Origin of the sequence: Microvirga ossetica (assembly GCF_002741015.1) — a bacterium.
Classification (GTDB): Bacteria; Pseudomonadota; Alphaproteobacteria; order Rhizobiales; family Beijerinckiaceae; genus Microvirga; species Microvirga ossetica.
The window spans coordinates 3054284-3070273 of the sequence record NZ_CP016616.1 but is presented as its reverse complement, the minus strand read 5'-3'; the positions used below and the strand labels follow the sequence as shown (position 1 = coordinate 3070273).

Annotated in this window: 15 protein-coding genes, 1 tRNA gene and 1 pseudogene; 9 read left to right on the top strand and 8 right to left on the bottom strand. The window is 66.1% G+C overall.

Translation table 11 applies throughout. From position 1 onward, the window contains the following. Positions 1–63 precede the first annotated feature (63 nt). From BB934_RS14560 to BB934_RS14540, 5 genes are all read right to left on the bottom strand, one after another. The gene (locus tag BB934_RS14560) at positions 64–375 is read right to left on the bottom strand and encodes a polyhydroxyalkanoic acid system family protein (protein ID WP_099510264.1); all 312 of its coding nucleotides are present in this window, start codon (positions 373–375) and stop codon (positions 64–66) included. Between the two features lie 69 nt (positions 376–444). Then, positions 445–750 carry a hypothetical protein gene (locus tag BB934_RS14555; RefSeq protein WP_099510263.1) on the bottom strand — a complete coding sequence of 102 codons (306 nt, stop codon included), beginning with the start codon at positions 748–750 and terminating at the stop codon, positions 445–447. Between the two features lie 88 nt (positions 751–838). Then, positions 839–1195: a hypothetical protein gene (locus tag BB934_RS14550; RefSeq protein ID WP_099510262.1), complete on the bottom strand. Its 357-nt coding sequence runs from the start codon at positions 1193–1195 to the stop codon at positions 839–841. A 58-nt stretch (positions 1196–1253) separates the two neighbouring features. Continuing rightward, positions 1254–1673: a septal ring lytic transglycosylase RlpA family protein gene (locus BB934_RS14545; protein ID WP_099510261.1), complete on the bottom strand. Its 420-nt coding sequence runs from the start codon at positions 1671–1673 to the stop codon at positions 1254–1256. A gap of 449 nt (positions 1674–2122) precedes the next feature. Beyond that, the gene (locus BB934_RS14540; protein WP_099510260.1) at positions 2123–3544 is read right to left on the bottom strand and encodes an MATE family efflux transporter; all 1422 of its coding nucleotides are present in this window, start codon (positions 3542–3544) and stop codon (positions 2123–2125) included. Positions 3545–3797: 253 nt separating this feature from the next. On the opposite strand from BB934_RS14540, the gene BB934_RS14535 reads away from it, so the two are divergent. Next, positions 3798–4775, top strand: a complete 978-nt coding sequence (locus BB934_RS14535) for an amidoligase family protein (RefSeq protein ID WP_157934177.1) — start codon at positions 3798–3800, stop codon at positions 4773–4775. Then, complete coding sequence (locus tag BB934_RS14530; RefSeq protein WP_099510258.1) at positions 4772–5521, top strand: gamma-glutamyl-gamma-aminobutyrate hydrolase family protein; 750 nt, start codon at positions 4772–4774, stop codon at positions 5519–5521. Before BB934_RS14535 ends, BB934_RS14530 begins: the two co-directional genes overlap by 4 nt. On the opposite strand, the gene BB934_RS14525 is transcribed toward BB934_RS14530, so the two are convergent. Next, positions 5484–6254, bottom strand: a complete 771-nt coding sequence (locus tag BB934_RS14525) for an alpha/beta fold hydrolase (protein ID WP_099510257.1) — start codon at positions 6252–6254, stop codon at positions 5484–5486. The two genes, BB934_RS14530 and BB934_RS14525, sit on opposite strands and share 38 nt — an antisense overlap. Before the next feature lie 24 nt (positions 6255–6278). Then, positions 6279–7799 (bottom strand): response regulator, encoded by a 1521-nt coding sequence (locus BB934_RS14520; protein ID WP_099510256.1) that lies wholly within the window; start codon positions 7797–7799, stop codon positions 6279–6281. Between the two features lie 141 nt (positions 7800–7940). On the opposite strand from BB934_RS14520, the gene BB934_RS14515 reads away from it, so the two are divergent. From BB934_RS14515 to BB934_RS14500, 4 genes and pseudogenes are all read left to right on the top strand, one after another. Next, positions 7941–10184: a glycoside hydrolase family 3 N-terminal domain-containing protein gene (locus BB934_RS14515; RefSeq protein ID WP_099510255.1), complete on the top strand. Its 2244-nt coding sequence runs from the start codon at positions 7941–7943 to the stop codon at positions 10182–10184. A 61-nt stretch (positions 10185–10245) separates the two neighbouring features. Beyond that, a complete protein-coding gene (locus tag BB934_RS14510) occupies positions 10246–11037 on the top strand; it encodes a YoaK family protein (RefSeq protein ID WP_099510254.1) in 792 nt (263 codons plus the stop codon). A 42-nt stretch (positions 11038–11079) separates the two neighbouring features. Then, on the top strand, positions 11080–12180 hold the full coding sequence (locus BB934_RS14505; protein ID WP_099510253.1) for an AI-2E family transporter: 1101 nt from the start codon (positions 11080–11082) through the stop codon (positions 12178–12180). 83 nt (positions 12181–12263) lie between these two features. Beyond that, positions 12264–13103: pseudogene (locus BB934_RS14500) on the top strand (DUF1206 domain-containing protein). Between the two features lie 22 nt (positions 13104–13125). Here the strand turns inward: BB934_RS14500 and BB934_RS14495 are convergent. Then, a tRNA-Arg gene (locus tag BB934_RS14495) sits at positions 13126–13202 on the bottom strand. A 140-nt stretch (positions 13203–13342) separates the two neighbouring features. Here BB934_RS14495 and BB934_RS14490 point away from each other — a divergent pair. From BB934_RS14490 to BB934_RS14480, 3 genes are all read left to right on the top strand, one after another. Beyond that, positions 13343–13555, top strand: coding sequence for a sugar phosphorylase (locus tag BB934_RS14490; protein ID WP_099512869.1), 213 nt, complete (start codon positions 13343–13345; stop codon positions 13553–13555). Between the two features lie 51 nt (positions 13556–13606). After that, positions 13607–14413 carry a thermonuclease family protein gene (locus tag BB934_RS14485; RefSeq protein ID WP_099510252.1) on the top strand — a complete coding sequence of 269 codons (807 nt, stop codon included), beginning with the start codon at positions 13607–13609 and terminating at the stop codon, positions 14411–14413. A 141-nt stretch (positions 14414–14554) separates the two neighbouring features. After that, complete coding sequence (locus BB934_RS14480) at positions 14555–15955, top strand: M48 family metalloprotease (protein ID WP_099510251.1); 1401 nt, start codon at positions 14555–14557, stop codon at positions 15953–15955. Positions 15956–15990 lie beyond the last annotated feature (35 nt).

Genomic DNA, 15990 nt, shown 5'->3' with positions numbered 1-15990 from the left:
CACATTGATTTTGTTCCATGTGCGTTCATCTTCATGAACGAGCGTTCACCGGAACATTCGACATCATTTCTTTTCCAGCAAGAGCGTTCCCTGCTTCTGAATGAAGGTCTTTGCCTTCTCCGCAATCATGGCGAGGATCCATGGCAGCTGCACTTCGACGCGCACGTGATCCTGCATCACTTCGAGATGACCGTTGACGTTCTGGCCCATCGCGCCGACGCGGAAATCCATCCGATTCGCGCTCCAGCTCTCGTCGATGGAAGCGACCTTGTCGCCGAACTGCGATTTCAGGCTCGTCATGCCACCCTGCAGCCGCCGCTGTGCTTCGGCTTGGCCGAGATTATGAGGAATGGAAACGACGAGAGGCTTGGCCATCGAAATTCTCCGCTTTTGACCGACAAGCGAAGCGGGGCCGCTCCGGTTCCGATGTGCTGCCTGCAATCGCTACAGCATCTCCACGCGGATCGCACGGACGACGATGGTTTCCTGATCGAAGCGGCGCTCCAGCTCCGCGCGGTATCGCTCCCACCAGGCATGATCGATCTCGCGCGCCATGACCTCGAACACCACGATATCGTCATGCGTCGTATGGCCGCCTTCCCGCCACATCCCTTCCGCCGGCGCGCGCGTGAAGCTGGTGATGCCGCCGAATCGCTCGGACAGCTCCGTGCGAATCCGTCCATACGACGCGCCGTCGAATCGACGGCCCTTGTTGTCGGCAAGCGGCAGCAGAATCTGAACCAGATGCATCACCATCCCCTGGAAGCGCCATGGGCCGATATGGGGCCGATGCGAGAAGATAGTTCAGACCTCTGGGAAGACGAGCCCCTCCGGCGCGTTACGCCTGCAGGGCGGCGAACAGCTCCCGATCCGTCTCAGGAATGCGGTCTTCGATCCGGTAGCGGCCGGAGGGCTTGGAGATGCGCCAGGGGCGAGCGGTGCAGGCGTGGAACGCCTCGGATGGCCGAAGACGGCGCAAGGTGCCGTCCGCCTGCATCTCGTCGATCACGACGAAGCCGAAGATGGTGAGCCTTGTCGCCATGACCTTGGTTGCGCGGTCGTGCGCCTCGATCGGCAGAAAGCCCGCCGCATAGACCGCGTCCATCAACGAGCGTTGATCGCGGCGAGGATTGGCCGACGAACGCGCGCCCGGAAAGCGGACGACATTCGTCGCCTGAGACGATTTCGATTCCATTTACGCAACCCTTGGTCCCGAATCGGACCAAGAATCGCCGCAAGGAATTAAGAAGCGCCTAATCCAGCCGATGCAGGGAGACGTAGGCCGTGCCCGCGTTCGTCAGGCCAAGCGCCTGGGCCGGACCCTTGGCGAGATCGATGATTCGCCGATGGGCGAAGGGACCGCGGTCGTTCACCCGGACGACTACCGAGCGGCCATTGGTTTCGTTGGTGACCTTGAGCCGCGTGCCGAACGGCAGGGAGCGGTGGGCCGCCGTCATGTCGTAGGAATTGAAGCGCTCGCCGCTGGCGGTCTTGCGCCCGTGGAAGCCGGGTCCGTACCAGGATGCAGTGCCGCGCTGGAACGCGTTGCCCGCCTCGATATTCGGCTGTGAGATCGACCCCGTGATCGAGGGATCGTTGGATGCGGTTGTATTGCAGGCCGCGACAAAAAGTAGTGGCATCATCGCAGATGCCCGGGTGAGGATATTCTTCAAGGACGGTCTCCCCTGCCGTTGTGCTTGTAAGTCAAGCTGAACTTTAAAAAGGCGAGAATAAGGCGCAGGGGATCTTTCTACGCTCACTCATCCTTTGGAGCAGTGGAACTATTGGCTGAACTAGCCTCTAGAAAACTTTGTGCGTTGCGCTATAGCCTGATAATGTTTCCATTCCGCAAGGTAAATTGTTCACATTTCCGTGATCGCGCATCGTCAGGCCTAGCCGAACGGCCAAGCCGGTCTAGTTCAGACCTCCATCCCTTTTCACGGCAGCTTAAGCGTCTTCGCAGGGCGCCATCCTCGGCGCAGACCGGACGGCCGAGCCACGCTCACGGCGCGGCGGAAACGGCGGCTGCCCCCTATCCGAGGATCCGGCTGAGGCGGAGAGGCAGAGTGGTCACCCACGAGGGCGCGCGTGTCGCGCTGGTCGACCCGGCGCGGATCGTGGCTTAAGCGGCAAACGCTTCCTGAACATCCCGCGGCACGGCGGTGACCAGCCCCAGCCGGTCGCGGCGCAGCCAGCGCCACTGCATCAGCGAGGCCACCACCGCCAGGGCGCTGGCGAGGCCGATCCAGATGCCGACGCCGCGCAGGCTCGTGCCGAAGGCGAGGATGGCGCCGAGCGGCAGCCCGATCCCCCAATAGCCGAAGGCCGCATAGAGCATGGGAACGCGGGTATCCTGCAATCCGCGCAGCATTCCGGCCCCGACGGCCTGCGCGCCGTCCGCCAGCTGGAAGATGGCGGCGAGCAACAGGAACGAGCGCGCCAGATCGACGACGAGCGCGTTCTTGGGATCGTTCACGTCGAGGAAGGCGCCGATCAGCAGGTGGGGCGCGAACAGCATGAGCGATGCCGTCACCGCCATGAAGCCGACGCCCAGCGCAAAGGAGGTCCAGCCGGCGCGGGTAACCCCGTCCGGATCCTGCGCGCCATAGGCCCGCCCCACGCGCACCGTCACGGCCTGCCCGATTCCGAGGGGAACGGAGAAGCAGAAGGAGGCGATCTGCAGGGCGATCGCATGGGCCGCCAGCTCGTTCTCGCCAATGCGGCCCATCAGCATGGCGGCCGCATTGAAGATCGTCACCTCGAAGGTCAGCGTCAGGCCGATGGGCAGGCCGATCTGCCACAGGGTGCGATAGCGCGGCCAGTCGGCCCGCCAGAAGCGTCCGAAGATATGATAGCGCTTGAACCTCGGGTGGACGACGATCACCAGGGCGAGCGCTGCGAACATGAAGGTGCTCGAGATCACCGTGCCGAGGCCTGCTCCGATCAGCCCCAAGGCCGGCAGGCCGAAGGAACCGAACATCAGGGCATAGGCCGCCGCGAAATTGACCGGGATGGCGAGCAGGCCGATGAACAGGGCCCAGCCGGGCCGCTCCAGTGCCGCCAGGAAGGAGCGCAGCACCAGGAAGAGCAGGAACGGCAGGATGCTCCACTGGAGCGCACGCACATACTCGCCGGCATTATGGGCAAGCCCGGGTGCCTGCCCGATGGCGAGCAGCAGCTTTTCGCCGTTCCATGTCACGATCCAGATCGGAATGGCGACGGTGACCGAAGCCCAAAGGCCCTGGCGGACGGTGCGGCGGACCTCGCGGACGGAATGGCGCTTGCGGCCCAGCTCCTCGGCGATCATCGGCGAGGTCGCGTTGACGAGGCCGATGCCGAAGATCAGGAAGGCGAAATAGACATTCGTGCCGAGCGCGCCCGCCGCCAGAGCCTCCGACCCCATCCAGCCCATGAGAATGACGTCGGACGTGATCAGGGCGGTCTGCGCAAGGGTTGCGAGCACCAGCGGCCAGCCGAGGGACAAGGTGGCGCGCAGTTCCGCCAGCCAGGCGGCTCTTTGATAGGTCGAATCTCTCGCAATCATGATGGCGCGCTTTTAGCGCATCGTGCGGAAAAGTGGACCCCGGTTTTCCGCCAAACGATGCGCCAGGCAGGAAGAAGCATCGGATGGACCCCAAAAGTGGCTTCCACTTTTGGGTCCGATGCTCCAGCCAACCTGCCGTCGGAAAGCCACACCTTGGCCCGGCGCGGAGGACCGGCGGCGTTCGAAGGAACCTGAGCCGAAGCGCGCCCGTTCCCTATCGCTCGCGTTTCCGTGTGGATTTTTGGAGTTCCCGATGGCGCAGACGGCGCTCTCGACCGACATCGATTTCGACCTGCCCCCGATCCTGCACAACGCGCGGGGCGAAATGCGCACGGTCGGCGTCGAAATCGAGTTCGTCGGCCCTTCTGCCGAGAAGGCTGTGCAGGCCCTGCAGGAAGCCCTCGGCGGCCGGCTGATCGAGGAGGATCCCCATGCCTTCACGCTCAAGGAATCGGTCATCGGCGACCTGACGGTGGAGCTCGACAGCCGGATCCTGCATCCGGGCAAGCAGAGCGGAACCCGAAGCGGGGTCCTGCCCAAGATCGCCGCCCTCTTCGGCTTCGCCGCGCGCTATCTCGTCCCGTGCGAACTCGTCACCGCACCGATTCCGCTCGACCGGCTGCAGGAGATCAACCGCATCCTGACGATCCTGCGCGGGGTCGGCGCCAAGGGGACGCAGGACGCGCTTGTCTACGCCTTCGGCCTGCATTTCAATCCGGAAGCCCCGCGGCTGGATGCAGCCACTGTCACGGCTTTCATGAAGAGCTTCGCGCTGCTCAATTCATGGCTCCGGCGCGAGGCCTCGCCGGATGCAACGCGCAACCTCCTCGGTTTCGCCGATCCCTTTCCCACCGAATACGTGCGCAGGATCGCATCGCCAAATTATTGGCCGGACATAGCTGCCTTCATCGACGACTATCTCGCCTTCAATCCGACCCGGAACCGCGATCTCGATCTTCTGCCGCTGCTGCATTACTTCGACGAGACGCGCGTGCGCGCAGTGCTTCCGAACGAGAAGATCAACGGGCGGCCCACCTTTCACTACCGCCTGCCCGATGCCCGCCTGAGCGATCCCGGCTGGAGCATCGCGCCGGACTGGAATCGGTGGGTCTGCGTGGAGCGCCTCGCCGCCGACCGCGAGCGGCTCGACGCCTTCGGCGCGGCCTTCCTGTCCTTCGAAGGCGAGGACAAGAGCTGGGCCAACGTAGCGGAGCAGGTCCTACGATCATGACGCGCCCCCTCATCGGCGTCACCACGTCCCGGCGCGGCGGTTGGCGCAGCTACCTGATGCACCGGCTGGCGCTCGCCCGCGCCGGCGCGCGCTCGGTCCGTATCATGCCCGGGGATCCGATGCCGTCAGAGCCGCTGCAGGGCCTCGTCATCGGCGGCGGCGACGATATCGGCGCAGAGATCTACGGCGGGCAGGTTCTGCCCGACGTGCGCATCGATCCCGAGCGCGACAAGATGGAGCTGGGCCTGCTCAAGGCGGCCATTCCCGCAAGCCTTCCCGTGCTCGGCATCTGCCGCGGCTCGCAGATGATCAACGTGGCGCTCGGCGGCACGCTTCACACCGATATCTACGAAGTCTATGTGCAGGCGCCGAAGATGCGCACGGTCCTGCCGCGCAAGACGGTGTCCGTCGAATCCGGGTCGCGCCTCGATCGTATCCTGCGCTGCAATCCCTGCTTGGTGAATGCGCTTCATCACCAGTCGGTCGACCGGCTCGGGCGAAACCTGAGGATCGCTGCGCGTGACGAGAGCGGCATCGTGCAGGCGATCGAGAGCGAGACAGCTCCGTTCCTGCTCGGCGTGCAATGGCATCCCGAGCTTCTGGTCTGGAAGAAACCGCATCAGCGGCTGTTCGCGGCGCTTGCCGATGCAGCTCGGAACGCCGTGATTTCACTCTCTGCCGCAGTGCTGGCAGGAGATGTTGAACGCGTTAACGACCTGCCGCCTTCAGGATCAGCGCGGCGATGATCTCAGGCTGCGAGATGAGGGAGAGATGGCTCGCCTTCACCTCGATCGTTTCCGCGCCCATCCGCTTGGCCATGAAGCGCTGCAGGTCGGGATTGATCGTCCGATCCTGGGTGGAGACCGCATAAAAGCTCGGCTTCGACCGCCAGGCCGCCTGCTTCGTCCTGCCGGCCAGCAGCGCCTTGTGAAACGGCTCCTGCACGGCGTAGAGCACCTTCGCTCGCGCCTCCGGCAGGTCGCCCGCGAAATCGCGCAGGAACGCGGCCTCGCTGAGCCGGCCCTCATCGCCGTCATAGACGATGCCTGCCGTCGCAGGCGGCGTCGGATACTGCATGGCGAGAGCCGCGTAATCCTCGCCGGCATCGGGCGCCCGCGCCGCCACATAGACGAGCGCCGATATCTTTGGATCAACGCCCGCTTCCGTGACGATCATGCCTGCGAAGGAATGTCCGACCAGGACGGTCGGCCCTTCCTGCCGTGCCAGCACACGCTGGGTTGCCGCAACGGCCTCATCGAGCGTCGTCAAAGGGTTTTGAATGGATGTGACGTTGAGCCCGACCGCCTGCAGGCGCGGAATAACTTCAGTCCAGCACGATCCATCGGCGAACAGCCCGTGCACGAGCACCACGTTCCTGGCTGCCGGAACAGGATCGGCGGCCAGGGCTTGGCCCCACCGGAGCGGTGCAGCGGCGCCAACAGCCGCGAGCAGGCCGAGGAAGATCCGGCGATCCATCATTGAGGACTCCCGGGTGTGGAAGCTTCAGCGCACACGCCTCGATGCGCGCGGGAACAGGGGGATGACCTTGTTGTCGTCCTCGTTGCGCACGCTCAGATGCCGCTGGATCGCCGCATGCAGATCGCGGCTCAGGATCGGCTTCTGCAGGAGCGGAAATTCGCTGTCCTCGCCGGCGACGACGGGATTGCCCGTGATCAGCAGCACCGGCAGGCTCGGGAAGGTCTGACGCACCTCGCGCGCCAGCATGACGCCGTTCATCGTGCCGGGCATGGCCACATCCGCCAGGACGAGGGAAGGCCTGCGCATGCTCAGGCTTTTTACGGCCTGTGCGGCATCGGTCGCGATGCTGGTCACGTAGCCGAATTCCTCGAGTGTCGATTGCAGGGCGAGCGCCACTTCGAGCTCGTCGTCCACCACCAGGATTTCCGTGTGGTTGGGCACGCTCTCCTCCGCCGGATCGTCCTCGCTCACGGCGCCGGCCGGCAGCAGGGTGGCGGCGTCGGCCCGCGGCAGATAGAGAACGATGGCGGTACCTGCTCCGTCCCGGCGTACTTCCGAGGCGCCGCCCAGGCCCTGCAGGAAATGCAGGCTCTGGCGCAGGGACAACCAAGACGACAGGTCCAGGTCGCGCAGGGCGAAGCTCGGCTCCAGCTCGATCGATGAAGCCGTCTGCCGCTCCTCGTCCGGCCCGGCGCTGCGGATCGTGAGCTGAACGAACTCTCCCTCCCGCGTCAGGTCCGGAAGCGAGCCCTTCTCGACCTGCACGTTGCGGGCCTCGAGCGTGATGGTGCCGCCCTGCGGCAGGGCATCGCGAACATGGGCGCTCAAGGTTACGATGGCGGTCTGGACGTCATCGGGATTGGCCTCGATGGACCAGAGATCGTCTGCGAGCGACAGGCGCAGCTCGACCGTGTCGCGCAGGAGCGACCGGCTCATCAGGTCGGCCACCGAGCCCACCTGTTCCGAGATGTTCACGTATTGCAGCTTGGATTCGCCCTGCCGGGCGAAAGCTGTCGATTGCGCGATGAGCTTGGCAGCCTGATCGGCAGCGACAAGCGCCGACAGCAGCTTGCGCTGCAGGATCGGCTGATCCTTCAGCTGGCGCGCCGCCGCATCGATATTGGCGCCGATCACCATCAGCTTGTTGTTGAGGTCGTGGGTGATGCCGTCGCGCAGGCGATCGACGGCCTGTGCCTTCTGCATGCGGCGCAGGGCCTCGTCCTCGTCCGGCGCGGGCGTTTCCTCGAAAGCGGAAAACTCGCCGAAAGGCGGCAATTCGGCGACAGGCAGGTCGAAGGAGGCGACCGTCACCTCGTCGAACACCGAGAAATCGTCGGACGGGCTGTCGTCACGCTCCCGAAGAGCCTGCCTGATCTGCCGCCCGATCAGCAGCGGAGCCCCGGCGGCGAGCAAAAGGAACAGCCCTGTCGTGGCTGCAACGAGAGCGGAGCTTCTGACATAGGCAGACACCGCCAACCCGAAACCCGACATGATCAGGGCGCAGGACAGGGTCAGGAGGGTCAGCTTCAGCGAGACGGGCAGCAAAGGAATCCGCTTTTCGAAAATATGAATTGACCTGGCGCCCCCCAGACGCCACTTGCAACGCCTATCTTGGCTAACGCAATCCGGACGGCAAGCGAGCACGGCCTCGCAATAAAGTGTTAGTGCCCGATAAAGGAGATAATTGTGCGGCTTTCTGATGTCCCTGGCTTGACGCAACTGACCCTTGCCTTGGCTATGACGGCCACATTTCTCCCGATGGCGGGAGCCCAGGAAGCGATCGAACGCCGTGTGAACGAGCTCCTCGCCCAGATGACCCTGGAGGAGAAGGTCGGCCAGCTGAACCTTGTCTCCCATGGCCCGCCGCTGCGCTGGGAGGACATCTCGGAGGGCAAGGCCGGCGCTCTCCTCAACTTCAACAGCGCGCCGGACGTGGCCCGCGCCCAGGCCCTTGCACGCCAGAGCCGTCTCAAGATCCCGCCGCTCTTCGGGCTCGACGTGCTGCACGGCTTCCGCACGCAGTTCCCGCTTCCCTTGGGAGAGGCCGCCGCCTTCAGCCCGCGCATCTCGCGGTTCGCCTCGGAATGGGCCGCCAAGGAAGCGGCCTATGTGGGCGTGAACTGGACCTTCGCGCCGATGGCGGATCTTTCGCGCGACAGCCGCTGGGGCCGCATCGTCGAAGGTTTCGGCGAGGATCCCACGCTGGGGGCTGCTCTCACCGCGGCCCGCGTCGAAGGTTTCCGCAAGGGAGGCCTGGCTGCTGCGGCGAAGCATTTCGCGGGCTATGGCGCGCCCCAGGGCGGACGCGACTACGACACCACCTACATTCCCCGCGCGGAAATGTACGACACCTATCTGCCGCCCTTCCGCGCCGCCGTGGAGGCCGGCACGGCGAGCTTCATGGCCGCCTTCAACGCGCTCAACGGCGAGCCCTCGACGGCCAATCCCTGGCTTTTGACCGATGTGCTGCGCAAGCAATGGGGCTTCGACGGCTTCGTCACCTCCGACTGGGTCGGCATCGGCGAACTCATCAACCACGGCATTGCGGCGGACGGCGCCGAGGCCGCGCGCAAGGCGATCCTCGCCGGCGTCGACATGGACATGATGGGCCTGCTCTACATCAAGCACCTACCCGACGAGGTGCGCGCCGGCCGGGTGCCGGAAAGCGTGATCGACGAGTCGGTCCGCCGCGTGCTGCGCACCAAGTTCCGCATGGGCCTGTTCGACCGTCCGGACATCGATACGTCCCATCTCGACAGCGCCTTCCCGTCGCCGGAATCGCGCCAAGCCGCCCGCGAGGTGGCGCGCGAGACCTTCGTGCTGCTGCAGAACCGCGGCGACGTGCTGCCGATCCCGTCGAGCGTCCGCTCCGTTGCAGTGGTCGGCCCCCTCGCCGATGCGCCCCACGACCAGATGGGCCCGCACGCGGCGCGCGGGCACAAGGAGGACAGCGTCTCGATCCTCGAAGGCATCCGTCGCCGTGCCGAAGGAGCCGGCATTGCCGTGCATCATGCTCCTGCCTGCGACCTGTTCTGCCGCAACACGGAGGGCCTGCAGGCGGCCGTTGACGCGGCGAAGCGATCGGATTTCGTGATCGCCGTCTTCGGCGAGCCGCAGGAACTCTCCGGCGAGGCTGCGTCCCGCGCCCATATGGAGCTCAACGGCAAGCAGATCGAGGTGCTGGAAGCGCTCGCCGGGACCGGCAAGCCGGTCGCCCTCGTGATCGTGGGCGGCCGTCCGCAGGTGCTGGGGCCGGTGGCCGAGAGCTTCCCGTCGATCCTGATGACCTGGTATCCGGGCACGGAGGCGGGCCCCGCGGTGGCCGACGTGCTGTTCGGCGACGTGAGCCCAAGCGGCAAGCTGCCCGTCACCTGGCCGCGCGCCACGGGCCAGATGCCGATCTACTACAACCGCTTGCCCACCGGCCGGCCGACCCTGCCGAACAACCGCTTCACCCTGCATTACATCGACGAGGCGATCACGCCGCTCTACCCGTTCGGCTGGGGCCTGAGCTACACCCAGTTCGCCTATTCCGACACGGCGATCGCCCAGAAGCAGATCGGCGAAGGTGAGACGCTGGAGGTCTCGGTGACCGTGAAGAACACCGGTGCGCGCGACGGCCAGGAGGTGGTGCAGCTCTATACCCGCGATCCGGTGGCGAGCCGCAGCCGCCCCTTGCGCGAATTGAAGGCCTTCGAGAAGATCGCCCTCAAGCCCGGCGAGGCGAAGCGGGTGACCCTGCAGGTGCCGGTCGAATCGCTCGGCTTCCATCTCGACGACGGCACCTATCTCGTCGAGGCCGGCACGATCCAGGTCTTCGTCGGCGGCAACTCGCTCGCCGAACCCATTGGCGATGCCGAGATCGTCAAGACGTTCCGCATTCCGCCCATGGAGCGGCGCGCTTCTGCCGCGATCGGCATCGTGGAGTAGCCGGAGATCGCGCGGCCCTAGGCCTTGGCTGAGTCGAGGGATCGGCCCTAGACTGGTCGCGATGAACGGGCCGCCGACAATCCGACAGCAGCACAGCCTCACCACCCGCTCCGTCCGGTCGGTGAAGGGCATCGCCGCCTCCGAGCGCTCCGATGCGGCCGACACGCTGCTCGGCCTGGTGCTGACCTTCGTGGCCGGCGCGATCAATGCTGGCGGCTTCCTCGCTGTCGGCCATTACACCTCGCACATGTCCGGGATTCTCTCGTCCATGGCCGACAATCTGGCTCTGGGAGCGCTCGGCGTTGTGGGACTTGGCTTTGCGGCCTTTCTGCCCTTCGTCCTCGGTGCCGCCTGCTCCGCCATCCTGATCAACTGGGGCCGCCGCCACAGCCTGCACAGCCGCTTCGCCATGCCCCTGGCGCTCGAGGCGCTGCTGCTCCTCGGCTTCGGCATCCTCGGCTGGCTCGCCCAGCCCTCGCCGGGCTTCGTCGCGGTCGCGGTGCCACTCCTGTGCTTCATCATGGGTTTGCAGAACGCCACCGTCACCAAGATCTCCGGCGCGCGCATGCGCACCACCCACGTGACCGGCATCGTCACCGATATCGGGATCGAGCTCGGCAAGCTCGCCTATTGGAACCGGGACAAGAGCAAGGCGGATCGCGTCCTCGCGGACCGCGGCAAGCTGCGGCTCCTCGTCCTGCTGCTGTGTTCTTTCTTCATCGGCGGCGTCATCGGCGCCATCGGGTTCGACCGGATCGGCCTGCTCTTCTCGCTGCCTTTCGCGGCGTTGCTGCTTCTGCTCTCGGTGCCTCCGCTCGTGGAGGACCTGCTCTCGCGGTCGCACCCCGGCTGACCGGCATTGGCGGGCGCGATCGCGGGTCTAGATTCCTCGACTATGCAAGAGCGCGTCGAAGCTCCTCCCCCGCCACCATCGGACAGCGCGCCCAACGCGCGAAAGCGCCGGACGACGCGCTTCGTCGGCGCGGCGCTCCTTCTGGCGCTGACGCTGTGGATGATCCAATCCTATCTCATCACCCTCGGCTGGGCGGTGATCATCGCCATCAGCGTCTGGCCGCTCTATCGCCGGGTACAGGCCCGCTTCGGGGGATCGCGCATCGCGGCGCCGCTGCTCGTGACGGCCTGTCTTGCCATCCTCCTCCTCGTTCCCATCGCCCTCGCGCTCACCGAGATCGGCCGCGAGGGTCAGTTCGCGCTGCAATGGCTGACGAACCTTCAGCAGAACGGCCTGCCGGCGCCCGACTGGGTTCATCGTCTGCCGCTCGTCGGCGATCAACTCGCGGCTTGGTGGCAAGCCCATCTGGGACGGCCGCAATCCGCAGGAGAACTCCTGAGCGGCATCGACGGCGAGACCGTGACCGGATGGTCGAAAACCCTGGGCGGGGCGCTGATCTCGCATCTGCTGCACGCCTTCCTGACCTTCCTGACCCTCTTCATCCTGCTGCGCAGCGGCGACGAGATCGGCCATCACGTCCTGGCCGTCATCGACCGCTGGTTCGGGCATCCGGGCGAGCGCTTGGCGGAAAGCATGGCTGCCGCCGTGCGCGGCACGGTGAACGGCACCATCCTCGTGGCCGTCGGCGAGGGCATTCTCATCGGCATCGGCTACCTGGTCGCCGGCGTTCCCAACGCCGCCCTGTTCGCGATCCTCACCGCCGCCTTCGCGATGCTGCCCCTGGGCGCCTGGATCGCCTTCGGCACCGCCGCCGTGGCGCTGGTCCTGACCGGCGGGCCGATCCTCGCGGCCGCCGCCATCGTGGGATGGGGTGCCGCGGTCATGCTGATCGGCGATAATCTCGTGCAGCCGGCTCTGATCGGCGGAGCGGTTCGCCTGCCCTTCCTGTGGACCCTGCTCGGCATTCTCGGCGGCCTTGAGACCTTCGGCCTGATCGGCCTTTTCCTCGGTCCGGTCCTGATGGCGGCCCTGCTCACGATCTGGCGCCAGCAGAGCGCATCCGTTCCAGGCCGACCGCCCTGATCCGTGCCCGGCCGGACCGTTCGGTCAGGGAACATCCGAGAAGGCTTGGCGGTTCACCAGCAACACAAAGGAGCCGCAATCCCATGCCCGATCCCGTCCGCAATCCCGTCGAGACCTTTGCCCGATTGGGCTACGGCGCGCGGGGCGTGGTCTATTGCCTCGTCGGGGCGCTTGCCCTCCTCGCCGCCATCGGATCCGGCGGACGGACGGAGGGCAGCCGCGGCGCGCTCCAGACCGTGCTCGCGCAGCCCTTCGGCCAGTTCTGGCTGATCCTGATCGCGCTCGGCCTGTTCGGCTTCTGCGCCTGGCGGATTCTGGAGGCCCTGACCGATGCCGACCGTCGCGGCTCCGACATGAAGGGCTGGGGCGTGCGTGGCGCGCATCTGATCGGCGGGTTCATCTATGCCGGCCTTGCGCTCTCGGCCCTCAACCTCGCCCTCGGACGCGGCTCGGGCGGCAGCGAGGACCGGGCGGCCCAGGACTGGACGGCCTAGCTCATGAGCCAGCCCTTCGGCCAATGGCTTGTGGGCCTCGTCGGCCTCGCGGTCGCAGGAGCGGGCCTTGCCTTTCTCGTCAAGGCGTGGCGCGGCAACGTGGCGGAACGGCTGTCGCTGCCTGCCGACAAGCGGACATGGATCTGCAGCCTTGGCCGCGCGGGCTTTGCCGCCCGCGGCGTGGTCTTCCTCCTGATCGGCGGCTTCCTGGGCCTTGCCGCCCTTCACGCCTCCTCGTCGGAGGCACACGGCCTTGGCGGCGCGCTTCAGGCGCTGCAGCAGCAGCCCTATGGCTGGGTGCTCCTGGCCCTCACGGCGCTCGGCCTCCTCGCCTTCGGCCTCTTCGGCCTCGTCCAGGCCCGCTACCGCCACATCGACGCCCCCGACCTCGACGACGCCAAGGCTGCCGTCGCGCGGATGGGGAGATAGGCACAGGATATTTGGAAAAGACTGGCGATCCCGGGAAGACTCGAACTTCCGACCTTCGGTTTAGGAAACCGCTGCTCTGTCCTGCTGAGCTACGGGACCGCTTGAGAGGCGGGATTTAGCACGGTCGGGTGGGGCATTCCAGAGGCTTGTCGGCTTACGATCTCGCAGGGGCATCCGAAGGAGCGACCACGGAACCCGCCTTCCTCGGACCGGTTGGTGAAGGCAACCGGAGGCCGATCATGGCGCAGACGCTTCGCGATTTTCTCAGGCAGGTTCAGAATCTTCCTCCCGACACCCTGCTTTGTGTGGCCGAGGTGGACGAGGCCTTCGCCGCGCATGTGGAAGAGGTCGAAATCGTCGAGAACGCGAAGGAGCAGGACCGCAAGGCGCAAGGCACCGAGGCGGTCGAACTCGGCAACGGCAGCCAGACGGTCGTGGTGATCCGCTGGTAGGAAACCTCTGAAGCGTAGCCGTTTTCTCCGGACCGGATATGATTCCGTCTCATGACGGGAACCACCCTGCGCATTGTTCTGGCTGCGAGCCTCTGGGCGATCTCATCTCCGGCCCTGGCGCAGCGCGCGCAGGGCGAACCGGGTTGTCTCGCACTGACGCAGCCCGACCGGCTGCAGGACCTGACGCCCGAGGGCGATCTCAACCTCGCCTCCGGCCGTTTGGCCAAGCTGTCGGGAATCCGCTTGCCGGACGAGCCGCCGCATCGGGATATGGCCCTCTCCTGGCTGCGCGCGCGAATCGACCGGTCGCTTCGCGTGGAGGCGTCATCGGGAACGCCCGATCGGTGGAACCGGGTTTCCGTACGCATCCGGCTGTCGGAGGAGCCGGCGGCACCCGATTGGAGCCGGACGCTGGTCGAAGCGGGCCTCGCCATCGTCGACCCGGGCATCGACGAGGTTTTCTGCCAGCCGGAATTGCTGCCCCTCGAGGCTTTTGCCCGCGAACGACGCCTTGGTGTTTGGGCGGATGACCGCTATAAGCCCCTGGATGTCAGTCAGCCGGAGCGCCTGCGCGACCGGGCCGGTCGTTTCGTGCTGGTCGAAGGTCGCATCAGAAGCATCGGCGAGCGCACGCAACGCACCTATTTGAACTTCGGGGGGCTCTGGGCAGAAGACTTCACGATCATCATTCCTCGGAAGACCTGGAAACGGATGTCGGATCGCGGCATGGGCGCCGAGGCGCTCAAGGGACGGCGGATCAGGGCCCGAGGCATTTTGCAGCCTTGGCAAGGGACGGCTTTCTCCATTGTCATACCGGAAATGATTGAGCGTCTTGAGGGTGACCGCCTGCCACGATGAACGAGCATGAGCACAACACGTCGAACAGCTAGCGCATCGTGCGGAAAAGTGGACCCGGTTTTCCGCGCTCAGCGATGCGCCAGCGTAAAGAGCAAGCATCGGATAGATCCCAAAAGTGGTGTCCACTTTTGGGCCCGATGCATGAGCCCCATCCTCGGCAGCATCGTGCTTGCGGCTTGTCTCGCCGGCTGCACGAGCTTCGGCGGCGATGTCTCGCTCCCCGCCAATGCGCCGCGGGTCCTCGGCCCGGACCGGGACCGCGACCATGTCCGTCTGGTGCGGGCTTTCGGCGGCGAAGGCCGCGCGCCGCAGCTCCAGCAGATGCTGACCGACGTGACGAACCGGCTGGTCATGGCCACCGACCGGCCGGACGAGACCTTCCAGGTGACGATCCTCAACTCGCCGGTGGTCAATGCCTTCGCCCTTCCCAACGGCCGCCTCTACGTGACGCGCGGGCTCCTGGCGCTCGCCAACGATACGTCCGAGGTGGCGGCGGTTCTCTCGCACGAGATCGCCCACGTCACGCTTCGCCATGCCTCGCAGCGCAGCGAGCTGCAGGCCCGCTCCGACCTGATCGAGCGCGTGGCCGAGAACGTGCTGAACGATGCCGAGGAGGCCGCCGTGGCGCAAAGCCAGGCGCGGTCCGCGCTGGCGAGCTTCTCGCGGGCGCAGGAGCTCGAGGCGGACCAGATGGGCGTGAAGGTTCTGGCCCGTGCGGGCTTCGACCCCTACGGCGCCCCCCGCTTCCTGACGGCCCTCGGCCGCTCGGGCACGAGCTCGGACGGCTCGACGACGGAACGGAATGCCTCGCATCCGCGCACCGACGACCGTGTGGCGCGGGCGTTGCAGGCTGCGCGGCGCTCCGGGATACAGGGAACCGGGGAGACGGGGCGCCTCGTCTACATGACGGACCTCGACGGGCTCGCCTATGGCGACGATCCGGCCGACGGCGTGGTGAAGGGCCGCCGCTTCATCCATTCGCGCCTTGGCGTTGCCTTCGAGGCGCCCGAGAGCTTTACCCTGGAGAACACATCCCAGGCCGTGCTCGGAGCCTCCAGCGACGGCGAGCGGCGCCTTCTCTTCGATGCCGCAGACACGCCGGACGGGCAGAGCCTCGAGGATGTGCTGCGCTCGACCTGGACCGACACCATCGAGCCCGGGTCGCTGACCACCACCACCGTGAACGGCCTGCCCATGGTCACGGCCCTGTCCAACGGCAAGGAATGGACCTTCCGCCTCTCTGCCATCCGGATCGGCAACACCACCTATCGCCTGATCATGGCCACCCGCGGCAACAAGTCGGATCTGGAAGGGATCTTCCAGCAGACTCTCAACAGCGTCCGGCAGGTTCAGCCGGACGAAGCGCGGCGGATCCGGCCGCTCAAGCTGCAGATCGTCACCGCCCAGCGCGGCGATACCCCGCAAACCCTCGCCGCCCGGATGCCGGTGGATCGTCCCCTGGAGCGCTTCCTCCTGCTGAACGGGCTCGATCGCAACGCATCCCTGGCCGTGGGCGAGCGCTACAAGATCGTCGTGGAATAAAGCGAAACGGCGGAGCGGTTGACCGCTCCGCCGAT